Source organism: Micromonospora chalcea (assembly GCF_002926165.1).
Lineage (GTDB): Bacteria > Actinomycetota > Actinomycetes > Mycobacteriales > Micromonosporaceae > Micromonospora > Micromonospora chalcea.
On record NZ_MAGP01000105.1, the window covers coordinates 1 to 13,845 of the forward strand.

Here is a 13,845-nt window from a genome sequence, read left to right on the forward strand (position 1 = left end):
GTGCGGTTGCGGTTCGCGGTAACGACGTGCGGGGTCGGGGCGTGCGGGACGCATCGGCGGGGACCGCTGCGGCCACGCCTAGAAACGATCCCGGAAGCGCCCGGTGACGTCATCCCACCAGTGACATCCGTCACACCCCAGCCTCCCGACGAGATCTCGGAAGCAAAGGGCCACCATGAGGACCGTTTCCTTCCAAGATCTCCATCGCACGACCCGCCCGCGCCAGATCTTGGTACGCAGTCGCCCTCGGGAGGGCGGAGACGTACCAAGATCTCCGGAGTTGACGGGGTTGCCGGGGCTGCCGGGGCGCTGGGTGGCGGGAGTCGGCCGGGTGGGATCATCGGAGGGTGAGCCGTGCCGATACCGTCCGTTTCCGACACAACCAGGCCATCCTGGTCGCCCTGATCGTCGCCACCATCGGCGCGCTGCCGCTGGCCTCCGCCCGCTGGTGGCTGCTCTGGGTGCTGCTCGTCCCGCTCACCGTCGCGGTCTGGGCGTGGCGCGCCGGCACCGACGCCGACGCCTCGGAACTGCGGCTGCGGGCGATCGCCGGGCAACGCCGGGTGCCGTGGACGCGCGTCACCGAACTGGCCGGCGATGCCCGGGGCCGCGCGCTCGCCCGGCTCGACGACGGCGAGGTGGTGATGCTGCCGGTGGTACGCGCCACCGAGCTGCCCCACCTGATCGCCGTCACCGGGCAGGAGCTGCCCGGTGAGGCGAACGATCAGTAGCCGTCGACCACCCGGTTCGTCAGCTCCTCCCCGGCCACGTGCCGGCGTAGCTGCTCGGCCACCAGGCGGTACGCCCGGGGCAGCAGACCGCGTACCGAGCCGCCGATGTGCGGGGTGAGCAGCAGGTTCGGCAGCTCCCACAGGGGATGGTCGGCGGGCGGCGGCTCCGGGTCGGTGACGTCCACCGCCGCCCGCAGCCGCCCCGAGGTCAGCTCGGCGAGCAGCGCGGGGGTGCTGACCACCGGCCCCCGTGCGGCGTTCACCAGCAACGCGCCGTCCGGCATCGCGGCCAGGAACTTCTCGTCGACAAGCCCCCGGGTCCGGTCGGTCAGCGGCACCAGCAGCACCACCACGTCCGCCTCCGGCAGCAGGGCGGGCAACTCGTCCACCCCGTGCACACCCTGGTTCGGGCGCGGCGTACGGGCCACCAGCGTGAAGCTCACCTCGAACGGGGCGAGCCGGTCACGCACCGCCGTGCCGATCGAGCCGGCGCCCACGATCAGCACGCGCTTACCGGCCAGTTCGTCGGTCGGCGCGACCTCGTCGTACGCCCATTCGCGCCGCGCCTGCGCCCGGGCCAGCGGCGCGAACCCGCGCAGCGAGGCGAGGATCGTGGCCACCACCCACTCGGCGGTGGGCGAGTCGTGCACGCCCCGGGCGTCGCAGAGCGTCACACCGTCCGGTACGCGCCCCACCCAGGCGTCCGCGCCGGCGGAGAGCAGCTGCACCACCTCGACGTCCGGCAGGCGGGCCAGGAACGCGCCGGCGTCCGGGCCGGACAGGAACGGCGGTACCCAGAACCGCACCCCGGCCGGGGACGACGGGGGCCGTTCCGGGTCCTCCAGCAGCTCCACGGTGACGCCGGGCGGCAGCTCGCCGAGCAGCCGGAGGCCTTCGGGGTGCGGGATCCATGCCTTCACGACCGCCGACCATATCGGCAGCCCCGGGCCGGCATGGCGTGGGCCGTGACGAACGCCCCGCCCGGGGTCGATTGACAGTACAGCGGGGTATAACCGAGGACGGGATGCCGGTCGGGTGTTCCGCTTGCTGAGGGCGGTGGCGATGAGCGAGGACGGCCGGGGCCGGGTGGCCGTGCCGATTGCCGCGCTCACCGATCCCGACCGGTTGCGTGCGCTCGACGAGACGCGGCTCGACGCCGTACCCGACGAGGCGTTCGACAGGTTCGCCCGCCTGGTCGGCGACCTGCTCGACGTGCCGGTCGCGCTGGTCTCCCTGGTCGACGCCGACCGGCAGTTCTTTCCCGGCGCGACCGGGCTGCCGGAGCCCTGGGCGGCGCGCCGGCAGACACCGCTGAGCCACTCGTTCTGCCAGCACGTCGTCGACATCGAGATGCCGCTGGTGCTGCCCGACGCCCGCCTCTACCCCCGGGTACGCCTCAACCTGGCCATCGAGGACCTGGGCGTGGTGGCGTACGCCGGAATGCCGCTCACCGACCTGGACGGGCGGGTGCTCGGCTCGCTCTGCGCGATCGACAGCAAGCCCCGGGCCTGGACCCCCGAGCAGTTGCGTACGCTCGCCGACCTGGCCGCCGCGTGCTCCTCGGAGCTGCGGCTGCGCATCGCGGTCCGCGGCGCCGAGCAGGCCCGCCGCCGCGCCGAGGAGGCGCACGACCGGCTCGCCATGCTGGCCGGGATGAGCGAGATGCTCGGCGGCACGCTGGACGTGGCCACTGCCGTCGACCGGCTCGGGCACGCGATGGTGCCGCTGCTCGCCGACTGGTGCCTGATCACGCTCGTCGACCCGGCGGGCCGCCCGCGCACCGTCACCGGCGTACACCGGGAGGCCGAACGCGGGGCCGACCTGGCCCGCTTCGCCGAGTTGCTGACGACCGGCCTCAGCGCGGAGTCGCAGATCCGTTCGGTGCTGCGGACCGGGCGGCCGGCGGTGCGGGCCGTGGCCGGACTGGACGACGTGGCGCGCGGCAGCACGCGCCCGGAGCTGGTGCCGCTCGCCGACCGGCTCGGCATCGGCTCCCACCTGACCGAACCGATCACCGCCGCCGGGGACCGGGTGATCGGGGCGGTCACCCTCGTCAACCGCCAGGGGCGGCGCGGTTTCGACGACAGCGACCTGCGCACCGCGCAGGACATCGGGGTACGCGCCGGACAGGCGGTCGGCAACAGCCGCCTCTACGGTGAGCAGCGCCACGTCGCCGAGGTGCTCCAGCACAGCATGCTGCCCACCCTGCCGACGGTGCCGGGGATCGAGCTGGCCGCCCGCTACCTGCCGGTCGCGGACCGGGTCGAGGTGGGCGGTGACTGGTACGACGCGTTCGTCCAGCCCGACGGCGAGCTGGTGGCCGCGATCGGTGATGTCGCCGGTCACGACATCGAGGCGGCGGCCACCATGGGCCAGTTGCGCAACCTGGTGCGCGGCAACGCGTACGGGCGCGACGACCCGGTGGAGTTGCTGGTGGCCCAGCTCGACCGGGCGATGGGCGGGCTGCGGGTGCCCACCGTCGCCACCGCGGTGCTGGCCCGGATCCGCCCGGACGGGGACGGGCTGCGGGTCTCCTGGTGCAACGCCGGGCATCCCCCACCGGTGCTGGTCCGGGCGGACGGCACGGTCTCGGTCGCCGAGGGACGCGGGCCGCTGCTCGGCCTGGCCCGGGCGCCCCGGCGTACCGGCCGGACACTGGTCCTCGCCCACGGCGACACGCTGCTGCTGCACACCGACGGGCTGATCGAGCGCCGGGACCGGTCGATCGACGAGGGACAGGCCGACCTGCTCGCCCATCTCCGCGCCGACGGGCCGGGCGCACCGCTGGACCTGCTCTGCGACCGGCTGCTCGCCGCCGCCCACCGCCGTGAGGACGACGTGGCCCTACTCGCCCTGCGTGCCGGCTGAGCTGAGCGGCCCGGTTCGGCGCTTCGCCCGGCTAGGCTGGGCCGGGTGAGAGCGCGTCTTCCGTACCCCCGTGCCCGCCGGCTCCGCACGGCGCTGGCGGTGTCCTGCGCGGCGCTGCTGCTGGGCAGCGCCGGTTGCGCCCTCGGCGAGCCCGAGCCGGACCCGGCCGGCGCGCCGCCCAACCTGCCGAGCCCGTCCAGCACCGCCAGCCCGGGTGGGGCCGGCCAGCAGGTGGTCGCCACCGTGCTGGCCAAGGGCCTGGAGGTGCCGTGGGGCATCGCGTTCCTGCCCGACGGCGCGGCGCTGGTGACCGAGCGGGACAAGGGCCGGATCCTTCAGATCGGCCCGGAGTCCGGCCCGGACGGGCTGGCCGTCCGGCCGGTGCAGACCGTGCCGGACGTGGCCGCCGGCGGCGAGGGCGGTCTGCTCGGCATCGCGGTCTCGCCGGCGTACGAGCGGGACCGGACGGTCTTCGTCTACTACACCGCCGAGAACGACAACCGGATCGCCAAGATGCGGCTCGGGCAGGCGCCGACGCCGATCCTGACCGGCATCCCGAAGGCCGGCACGCACAACGGCGGCGGGCTGGGCTTCGGCCCGGACGGTCTCCTCTACGCCAGCACCGGCGACGCCGGGCGCACCGAGAACGCCCAGGACGCGAAGAGCCTCGGCGGCAAGATCCTGCGGATCACCCCGGACGGCAAGCCGGCGCCGGGCAACCCGACCGCCGGGTCGCCGGTCTGGTCGACCGGGCACCGCAACGTGCAGGGCTTCGCCTGGACGCCGGACAAGAAGATGTACGCGGTGGAGTTCGGGCAGAACACCTGGGACGAGATCAACCCGATCAACAAGGGCGGCAACTACGGGTGGCCCCGGGTGGAGGGGCGCAGCGACGACAGGCGCTACGTCAACCCGATCACGCAGTGGCCCACCGGTGACGCCTCCTGCTCCGGCCTGGCCGCCGTGGATCGGCTGCTGGTCGCCGCCTGCCTGCGCGGGCAGCGGCTGTGGCTGGTGGAGCTGGCCGGCAACGGGACCGTCCTCGGTCAGCCGCACGCCCTGCTCAACGACAAGTACGGCCGGCTCCGGGCGGCGGCGGTGGCCCCGGACGGCTCGCTCTGGGTGAGCACCTCGAACCGGGACGGGCGGGGCCGGCCCGCCGCCGAGGACGACCGCCTCCTGCGGCTGGTCTTCGCCGACGGGGGCGCCGGCCGGAGCTGATCCGGGTCGGCAGGTTTGTCAAGATCGCTCAAGGGGCAGGTCAGGATCTCAGCATGGACGGCCACGACAACGAAGAGCACCGCGCGGGGGACGAGACGTCGCCCGGGCGCGGGCCTGCCCGCCGCTGGACGGCGTGGCGGCCGGGTCACCGGCTGCGCCGGCTGGGTGTCGTGCTGGCCCTGTTCGCGGTCACGCTCGGCGGCATCGTGGTCGGCACGTACGCGGGCGGCCACGTCGGCACCGACATCGGCCCGTTCCGGGCCGAGCTGAAGCTCAGCCCGTCACTGAGCGGCGGCACCACCGTCGACATCCCGCCGCTGGGCGCGTTGCTGCTGGACAGCCACGACGGGCCGGCGTACCTGACCGTCGAGGTGGGCGCGCTCGACCAGGGGCGCACCGAGGCGCTGATCGACGACCCGGCCAGCATCAGCCGGGCCAGCCAGTCGGCGGTGCAGGACGTCCGCGACGGCGTGATGCGGCTCGGGCTGCGTACGCTCGCCTCGGCGGTGCTGGCCACGCTGATCCTGGCCGCGCTGGTGTTCCGCGACGTGCGCCGTACCGCCTGGGCCGGCGGCCTGGCGCTCGTCATCACCGCCGGCAGCCTCGGAGTGGCCGCGACGACGCTGCGTCCGCAGGCGATCGAGGAGCCACGGTACGAGGGCCTGCTGGTGAACGCGCCCGCGATCGTCGGTGACGCGCGGCGCATCGCCAACGACTACACCAAGTACGCCGAGCAGTTGCAGCGGCTGGTCGGCAACGTCAGCAAGCTGTACACCACGGTCTCCGCGCTGCCGGTGGTGCAGCCGTCGCCGGGCACCACCCGGGTGCTGCACGTGTCGGACATGCACCTCAACCCAACCGGCTGGCAGTTGATCCGTACCGTGGTCGAGCAGTTCGGCATCGACGTGGTCATCGACACCGGCGACATGACCGACTGGGGCAGCGAGCCGGAGGCGTCCTTCGTCGGCTCGATCGGCCTGCTCAAGAAGCCGTACGTGTTCATCCGCGGCAACCACGACTCGCCGCGCACCGCCGCCGCGGTGGCCCAGCAGCCGAACGCGATTGTGCTGAACAACTCGATCACGACGGTGGGCGGGCTGACCATCGCCGGCATCGGCGACCCCCGCTTCACTCCGGACAAGGAGACCTCACCGGCCGGCAGCGGCCTCACCGCCGCCGTCGCCGACCAGGTGATCGGCGCCGGCGAACAGCTCGCCGCGACGGTCGAGAAGTCGCCGCGCAAGGTCGACATCGCGCTGGTGCACGATCCCGCCTCGGCCGGCCCGCTCTCCGGCACCTGCCCGCTGGTGCTCTCCGGGCACACCCACGCCCGGCAGGTGTCGAAGCTGCCGGAGGTGCCCGGCAAGCAGCCGACCACGCTGATGGTGGAGGGCTCGACCGGCGGGGCCGGGCTGCGCGGCCTGGAGGGCGAGAAGCCGACGCCGCTGACCATGACGGTGCTCTACTTCGACCAGCAGAAGCTGCTCCAGGCCTACGACGAGATCACCGTGGGCGGGACCGGGCAGTCGCAGGTCAACCTGGAGCGGCACGTCATCCGCGACCCGGCCAAGGGCGACCAGGTGCCGGTCACCCCGACCCCGACCCGGGGACCGTCCGAGTCGCCGTCGCCGGGTACGACCACCCTGAGCCCCACAGCCACCCCCACCCGCTGACGTCCCGGGCCCTCCCCGGCCGCCTGCCACCCACCGTCCGGTCACCGGGTGTAACTGACCCGCCCGGCACCGGGATGCCCCGCCGCCGCCTTTGCTCTGCAGCCATCCGCGCGGCAGGCACTGGGAGTGACCGGACAGAAGGCCGCGCGCCGCCGACGCTCTCCGCCGCACCCCAGCTCAGAGCGATGCTGCTGATATGGCTGCAGAGCAAAGGCGGCGAGAGGCCATCACCCAGGCCCCCGGAGCCGGTCACTCTCAGCAACCGGAGCAGCTGTCACGATCCGTGACGGCCACAGCCTGCCGCGCCGCCGCGATCGGCAGGCCGCCGGACCACTCGACCAAGCCGCGGACCGCTCAGTCAGGCTGCGGACTGCGGTGCCGGGTCGCGCTGGACCAGCCCGGCGCGGTCAGCGCAGCGCGATCGCGGCCAGCGCGGCGTTGACGATGCTGCCCGGCAGCAGGTCGTGCAACTCGTACAGCTCCCGGACGTTGCCGGACTGGCCGAACTCGTCCACGCCGAGCGGCACCGCCGGGGCGCCGACCGCCGAGCCGAGCCAGGCCATCGCGTGCGAGGCCGCGTCGTGCACGGTGACCACCGGCACCCGGTCGGCGAAAGCCGACCGCAGCGCGCCCGGCACGCTCGGCACCGTCGCGGTCCGCACACCTTGACGCAGCGTCCGCTGCCACGCCCGGTAGAGGCGGTCCAGGCTGGTCACGTCCACGACGTGCGCGGCCACGCCCTCCTCCGCCAGCTCCGCGGCGGCGGCGAGCACCTCCGGCAGCACCGCGCCGGAGGCCGCGAGCTGCACGACCGGGGCGTCAGCCAGATCGGGGTACGCCTGGTGCGCGTCGACGAGCCGGTACGCGCCGGCCACCACCTGCCGCAGCAGCACCGCGTCCCCGAGCCGGGTCCGGGCCGCCTCGAACGGGGCCTGGTCGATCGGCCGGGTGCTGAGCCGGAAGTAGTACGCCCCGTCCTCGGCCGGCGCGGCGGTGGCGGCGGGCGCGGCGCCACCGGCGATCTGCCCGAGCGCGTCGCAGAGCAGCCAGTCGAGGCTGCCGGCGTACGCGGGCTCCAGGAACGTCACCCCGGGCAGCTCCAGGCCGACCGACGCGGTGATGGTGGACTGGTGCGCGCCGCCCTCCGGGGCCAGCGTGATGCCGGACGGGGTGCCGGCCACCACGAACCGGGAACCGGAGTACGTCCCGTAGAGGAACGCGTCGAGACCGCGCAGCACGAACGGGTCGTAGACGGTGCCCACCGGCAGCAGCGGCTGGCCGGACAGGTCCCACGACAGGCCGAGCTGGCCCAGCAGCAGGAACAGGTTCATCTCCGAGATACCCAGCTCGATGTGCTGCCCGGCGGGGCTCTCGGTCCAGCGCAGCATCCGGTCCTCGGTCCAGGAGCGCTGCTCGGTCGGGGCGAACACGCCCGTCTTGTTGATGAACCCGGCCAGGTTGGTCGAGGTGGCCACGTCCGGCGCGGTGGTCACCAGGTAGGGCGCCACCTGCGGATCGCGGGCCAGGTCGACCAGCACCCGGCCGAAGACCTCCTGGGTGGAGACCGGCTTGTTCGCGCGTACCCGCGTGGTTTCCGGAACGGTGACGCCCAGCGCCCGCTCGCGCGGCGGGCGGGACAGCGCCTCCCGGCGCTCGCCGGCCCGGATGCCGGCCGGGGACGCCGGGTCGAGGCGGTCCCACTCGGTCTCCGGGGTCAGGCCCTGCGCGGCGCGCAGCGCGTCGACCTGCTCGGTGGTGAGCAGCGCCGAGTGGTTGCGCGGGTTGCCGGCGATCGGCAGACCCCAGCCCTTGACCGTGTACGCGAACACGACGCTGGGCCGGTCGGTCACCGCGTCGCACTGGGCGTACGCGTCGAGCATCGCCTGCGCGTCGTGGCCGCCCAGGTCGGTGACGAGCGGGCCCAGCTCGTCGTCGCCGATGTCGGCCACGAACGCGGCCACCTCGGCCGGCGCGCCGTCCAGGAACTGCTTGCGCAGCGCCGGGCCGGCCAGCCCGAACAGCGACTGGTACTGCTCGTTGGGCATCCGGTCGATCCAGTCGCGCAGCGCCGCGCCACCCGGCCGGGCGTACGCCTCGGCGAGCTTGCGGCCGTACTTGACCTCCACGACGTGCCAGCCGGCCGCCTCGAACTGGCCGCGCCACTGGTTGATCCGGATGCCGGGGACGACCCGGTCCAGCGACTGCCGGTTGAAGTCGACGAGCCACATCACGTTGCCCAGGCCGGTGGTGGCCGGGTCGGCGACCGCCTCCCAGATGTTGCCCTCGTCCAGCTCGGCGTCGCCGATGATGGCGACGAACCGGGAGTGCGGGCGCGCGCCGAAGTGCGCGTCGACGTAGCGGCGGGTGACGGCGGCGAACAGCGGCGCGGCGGCGCCCAGGCCGACCGAGCCGGTGGAGAAGTCCACCTCGTCCGGGTCCTTGGTCCGCGACGGGTACGACTGGAGGCCGCCGCGCGCCCGCAGCTTCGGCAGGTACGACTTGTCGAGGTTGCCGAGCAGGTACTGGATGGCGTGGAACACCGGCGAGGCGTGCGGCTTCACCGCGACCCGGTCCTCGGCGTCCAGGTGCTGGAACCAGAGCGCGGTCATCGCGGTGACCAGCGAGGCGCTCGACGCCTGGTGGCCGCCGACCTTCACCCCGTCACCGGTGTCGCGGTCGTGGTTGGCCGCGTCGACGATGCGAGTGGCGAGCCAGAGCACCCGGCGCTGGATCTCGTCGAGGACGTCGAGGTCGTGCTGGTTCACGGTGACTCCATCCGGGCGTCGCCGTTGACGCCCACTGAGTGGGGGTGAGGCGTTAGGAAGGGCCCCTTCCCATGCACCAGGCGTTAAGAAGGGGCCCTTCCTTACAACACGTCAGGCGCCGAGGCGCGCCAGGATCAGCTCGCGGACCGTCTTCGCGTCCGCCTGGCCGCGGGTGGTCTTCATGACCGCGCCGACCAGCGCGCCGGCCGCCGCGACCTTGCCGCTGCGGATCTTGTCGGCCACGTCCGGGTTGGCGGCGATCGCCTCGTCCACGGCGGCGGTGAGCGCGCCGGTGTCCGAGACGACCTCCAGGTTGCGGTTGGTCATGATCTCGGTCGGCGAGCCCTCGCCGGCCACCACGCCCTCCAGCACGGTACGGGCCAGCTTGTCGTTGAGCTTGCCCGCGTCGACCAGGCCCTGCAGCTCGGCGACCTGGGCCGGGGTGGCGCCCACGTCGGCCAGCTCCACGCCGGTCTCGTTGGCGCGGCGGGACAGCTCACCCAGCCACCACTTCCGGGCCGCCGCAGGGGTCGTGCCGGCGGCCACTGTCGCCTCGATCAGCTCGACCGCGCCGGCGTTCACCACCGACTGCATGTCGAGGTCGGACAGGCCCCACTCCTGCTGGATCCGCTTGCGGCGCAGCCGCGGCAGCTCCGGCAGGGCGGCCTTCAGCTCGGCCACCCACGCGGTGTCCGGGGCGAGCGGCACCAGGTCCGGCTCCGGGAAGTACCGGTAGTCGGTGGCGGTCTCCTTGGACCGGCCCGACGTGGTGTCGCCGGTGTCCTCGTGGAAGTGCCGGGTCTCCTGGGTGATCCGGCCACCGGCCTCCAGCACGGACGCCTGGCGCAGCATCTCCGAGCGCACCGCCCGCTCGACCGAGCGCAGCGAGTTGACGTTCTTGGTCTCGGTGCGGGTGCCCCACTCCTCGCCCGGCCGGTTCAGCGACGTGTTGACGTCGCAGCGCAGCGAGCCCTCCTCCATCCGCACGTCGGAGACGCCGAGCGAGCGGATCACGTCGCGCAGCTCGGCGACGTACGCGCGGGCGACCTCGGGCGCGAGCGCGCCGGTGCCGGGGATCGGCTTGGTGACGATCTCGACCAGGGGGATGCCGGCCCGGTTGTAGTCGACGAGCGACTCGGTGGCGCCGTGGATGCGGCCGGTGGCGCCGCCGACGTGCAGCGTCTTGCCGGTGTCCTCCTCCAGGTGCACCCGCTCGATGCCGATGCGCACCAGCTCGCCGTTGACCTCGACGTCCAGGTACCCGTCGAAGCACAGCGGCTCGTCGTACTGGCTGATCTGGAAGTTCTTCGGCATGTCCGGGTAGAAGTAGTTCTTCCGGGCAAACCGGCACCACTCGGCGATCGAGCAGTTCAGCGCGAGCCCGATCCGGATGGTCGCCTCGATGGCGGCCTTGTTCGCCACCGGCAGCGAGCCGGGCAGGCCGAGGCAGACCGGGCAGACCCGGGTGTTCGGCTCGCCGCCGAAGTCGGTCGGGCAGCCGCACCACATCTTGGTGTTCGTGCCCAGCTCGACGTGGGTCTCCAGGCCGATCACCGGTTCGAAGCGCGCGACGACCTCGTCGTACGCGGGCAGTGTCGTCGTCATCTGAGCTCCAGGCGCGATCCGGACAGAACCGTTCCAGCCTAATCGGCTGGCCCGGCCACCCCGCTGCCGGGCTTCGAGATCACCGCGCGGGGCCCGGGCGTCACTCGGGTGTGGTGAAGGTCCGGCGACGGTTGTACGCCAGCACGAGCAGGATGCCGCCGATGGAGAAGGCCACGATGCTCAACAGCAGCAGCACGAGCGGCGAACCCGGCCCGGTGATCGGCAGCCACGCGCCGCTCACCTTCGACGGCGAAGCCGTCGGCAGGGGCGCCGAGGTGCTGCTCTCCGACGGTGTGGCGGCCGGGTCGTCGGGGGACGGCGTGGCCGTCGGGTCGGCCGGGTCGGGCGTCGAGCCGGTCGGGGACGCCGTCGGGGTGCCCGGGTTCCGCGCGGCGACGGTCAGCGACACCTGCTTCGTGGCGCTGGTGCTGTAACCCTTCGCCGCGACGGTGAAGGCGAACGTGCCGGCGCTGCCCGGGGTGCCGCTGAGCCGGCCCTCCCCGTCGAGGGTGAGGCCGTCCGGCAGGGCCCCGGCCGCCAGGGAGAACACGATGTCCGAGTCACCGGCGGCGGTGAACCGGAAGGAGTAACGCTTGCCGACCGTGGCGGCGGGCGGGTCGCCGGAGGTGAGCGCGGCCGCCGCCTCGGCGACCACGATGGTGGCGTCCTGCTCGTCGAAGCGGTCGTTCTTGTCGGTCATCCGAAGCGTGAACGTGTACGTCCCGGCAGTGGTCGGCGCGCCACCGAGCGAAGTCCCCACCACGAGCATCCCCGGCGGCAGACTGCCCGAGACCACCGACAACCGGTACGGCCCGGTGCCACCGGTCGCCTCGACCGTGTGGATCGCGTACACCCGGCCCAGGTACATGGGCGACCGGGGCTTGCCCGACGTGATGACGACCTTGGGTTCGCGCACCTCGATCGTCGCCGTCTGCTCGTCGAAGAGGTCGTTCTGGTCGGTCATCCGCAGCGTGAACGTGTACGTCCCGGCAGTGGTCGGTGAACCCCCGAGCGACGTACCCACCACGAGCATCCCCGGCGGCAGACTGCCCGAGGTCACCGACAGCCGGTACGGCGCGGTGCCACCGGTCGCCTCGACGGTGTGGATCGCGTAGACCTGCCCGATGACCATGACCGACCGGGGTTTGCCCGAGGTGATGGTGACGGCCTCGGTGGCGACGGTGGCCGGTTGCGCGACGGCCGGCTGCCCGGCGCCCAGCAGCAACGCGACGACCATCGTCAGGGCCATGACCGGGCGAAGTGTCCCCATCGCACATCCAGCTCTCGGTCGGAACCGCTCGCGTCCGCCAGCGGGCCACAGTCCAGTCGATCCAGCAGACTCGCAGTTTATTCGACCAGTGCCAGTGACCCCCGGCAATCCCCTGATCGGTGATCACCGTGTCGGTACGGAGGCGGGCGGGCCGCCTCCGTACCGTCCGGTTCAGATCGTCGGCGGGGTGAGCGTGCCGACGGCGCTCTCCAGCGCGGCGGCGATCCGGTACATCCGGTCGTCCGCCATGGTCGGCGCCATGATCTGGAAGCCCACCGGGAGCCCGTCGGACAGGCCGCACGGCACCGAGATGGCCGGGCCGCCGTACAGGTTCGTCGGGATGGTGAACAGGTCCGCCAGGTACATCTGGTACGGGTCGGCGGTACGCGACCCGAGCGGGAACGCCACGAACGGCGTGGTCGGCGAGATCAGCGCGTCGACCTGCTCGAACGCGCTGGTGAAGTCCCGCGTGATCAGGGTGCGGACCTTCTGCGCCTGGCCGTAGTAGGCGTCGTAGTAGCCCGAGGAGAGCGCGTACGTGCCGATCATGATGCGGCGCTTGACCTCGGGGCCGAAGCCGGCCTCGCGGGTCAGCGACATGACCTCCTCAAGCGACCGGTTGCCGTCGTCGCCGACCCGCAGGCCGAACCGGACGCCGTCGAACCGGGCCAGGTTGGAGGAGCACTCGCTCGGCGCGATCAGGTAGTAGGCCGGCAGCGCGTACTTGAAGTGCGGGCAGGAAACCTCGACGATCTCCGCGCCCAGCTTCGCCAGCGCCTCGGCCGCGTCGCGGAACGCGGCCATCACGCCCGGCTCCGCGCCCTCGCCGATGAACTCGGTGACCATGCCGAGCTTCACGCCGGTCAGGTCGCCGGTGGCGCCGAGGCGCGCGGCGGCCACCACGTCCGGCACCGGGGCCGGGATCGACGTGGAGTCGCGCGGGTCGTGACCGCCGATCACCTCGTGCAGCAACGCGGCGTCGAGCACGGTACGCGCGCACGGGCCGGGCGTGTCCAGCGACGAGGAGAACGCCACCAGGCCGTAGCGGGAGGTGCCGCCGTAGGTGGGCTTCGCGCCGACGGTGCCGGTGACCGCGCCGGGCTGGCGGATCGAGCCGCCGGTGTCCGAGCCGATCGACAGCGGCGCCTCGTACGCGGCCAGCGCCGCAGCGCTGCCACCGCCGGAGCCGCCCGGGATCCGGTCGGTGTCCCACGGGTTACGGGTCGGCCCGTACGCCGAGTATTCGGTGGAGGAGCCCATGGCGAACTCGTCCATGTTCGTCTTGCCGAGCATCACCGTGCCGGCGGCGCGCAGCCGCTCGACGATGGTCGAGTCGTACGGCGGGCGCCAGCCCTCCAGGATCTTCGACCCGACGGTGGTCGGTACCCCCTTGGTGGTGAGCACGTCCTTCACCGCGACCGGCACACCGGCGAGCGGGCCCAGCTCGTCACCGGCGGCGCGGCGCTCGTCCACGGCACGCGCGGCGGCCAGCGCCCCCTCGGTGTCGACGTGCAGGAACGCGTGCACCCGGTCGTCGACGGCGCCGATGCGGTCCAGGTGGGCCTGGGTGACCTCGACGGCGGAGGTCTCGCCGCTCGCCACCAGCCCGGCGATCTCAACAGCGCTCAGCTTGGTCAAGTCGCTCATGCCGGCACTCCGCTTCGCTCCGTGCCGTCATGAGCGACAGCCATGCTGGGCCCGATGATTCGCTC

General features: G+C 73.1%; 9 protein-coding genes. 4 read left to right on the top strand and 5 right to left on the bottom strand.

The window, feature by feature from the left end; translation table 11 throughout:
• The first annotated feature begins 347 nt into the window (after positions 1–347).
• The gene (locus BAW75_RS12080) at positions 348–731 is read left to right on the top strand and encodes a PH domain-containing protein (protein WP_104113637.1); all 384 of its coding nucleotides are present in this window, start codon (positions 348–350) and stop codon (positions 729–731) included.
• Here BAW75_RS12080 and BAW75_RS12085 read toward each other — a convergent pair.
• Positions 725–1,651 (bottom strand): 2-hydroxyacid dehydrogenase, encoded by a 927-nt coding sequence (locus tag BAW75_RS12085; protein WP_104113638.1) that lies wholly within the window; start codon positions 1,649–1,651, stop codon positions 725–727. The two genes, BAW75_RS12080 and BAW75_RS12085, sit on opposite strands and share 7 nt — an antisense overlap.
• A gap of 142 nt (positions 1,652–1,793) precedes the next feature.
• Here BAW75_RS12085 and BAW75_RS12090 point away from each other — a divergent pair, with 142 nt between their 5' ends.
• Genes BAW75_RS12090 through BAW75_RS12100 form a run of 3 tightly spaced genes read left to right on the top strand, consistent with a single transcriptional unit; the run spans position 1,794 to position 6,493 of the window.
• The gene (locus BAW75_RS12090; RefSeq protein ID WP_104113692.1) at positions 1,794–3,599 is read left to right on the top strand and encodes a SpoIIE family protein phosphatase; all 1,806 of its coding nucleotides are present in this window, start codon (positions 1,794–1,796) and stop codon (positions 3,597–3,599) included.
• 45 nt (positions 3,600–3,644) lie between these two features.
• Positions 3,645–4,820, top strand: a complete 1,176-nt coding sequence (locus tag BAW75_RS12095; RefSeq protein ID WP_104113639.1) for a PQQ-dependent sugar dehydrogenase — start codon at positions 3,645–3,647, stop codon at positions 4,818–4,820.
• A gap of 53 nt (positions 4,821–4,873) precedes the next feature.
• Positions 4,874–6,493: a metallophosphoesterase family protein gene (locus tag BAW75_RS12100; protein ID WP_104113640.1), complete on the top strand. Its 1,620-nt coding sequence runs from the start codon at positions 4,874–4,876 to the stop codon at positions 6,491–6,493.
• A 407-nt stretch (positions 6,494–6,900) separates the two neighbouring features.
• Here BAW75_RS12100 and BAW75_RS12105 read toward each other — a convergent pair whose 3' ends face one another.
• The 4 genes from BAW75_RS12105 to gatA all read right to left on the bottom strand — a co-directional run bounded on the left by BAW75_RS12105 (position 6,901) and on the right by gatA (position 13,780).
• Complete coding sequence (locus BAW75_RS12105; RefSeq protein WP_104113641.1) at positions 6,901–9,258, bottom strand: transketolase-like TK C-terminal-containing protein; 2,358 nt, start codon at positions 9,256–9,258, stop codon at positions 6,901–6,903.
• A gap of 111 nt (positions 9,259–9,369) precedes the next feature.
• Complete coding sequence (gene gatB / locus BAW75_RS12110) at positions 9,370–10,863, bottom strand: Asp-tRNA(Asn)/Glu-tRNA(Gln) amidotransferase subunit GatB (RefSeq protein WP_043326041.1); 1,494 nt, start codon at positions 10,861–10,863, stop codon at positions 9,370–9,372.
• 100 nt (positions 10,864–10,963) lie between these two features.
• Positions 10,964–12,133, bottom strand: a complete 1,170-nt coding sequence (locus BAW75_RS12115; protein ID WP_104113642.1) for a putative Ig domain-containing protein — start codon at positions 12,131–12,133, stop codon at positions 10,964–10,966.
• A 171-nt stretch (positions 12,134–12,304) separates the two neighbouring features.
• Positions 12,305–13,780, bottom strand: a complete 1,476-nt coding sequence (gene gatA / locus BAW75_RS12120; protein WP_043326045.1) for an Asp-tRNA(Asn)/Glu-tRNA(Gln) amidotransferase subunit GatA — start codon at positions 13,778–13,780, stop codon at positions 12,305–12,307.
• Between the last annotated feature and the right edge of the window lie 65 nt (positions 13,781–13,845).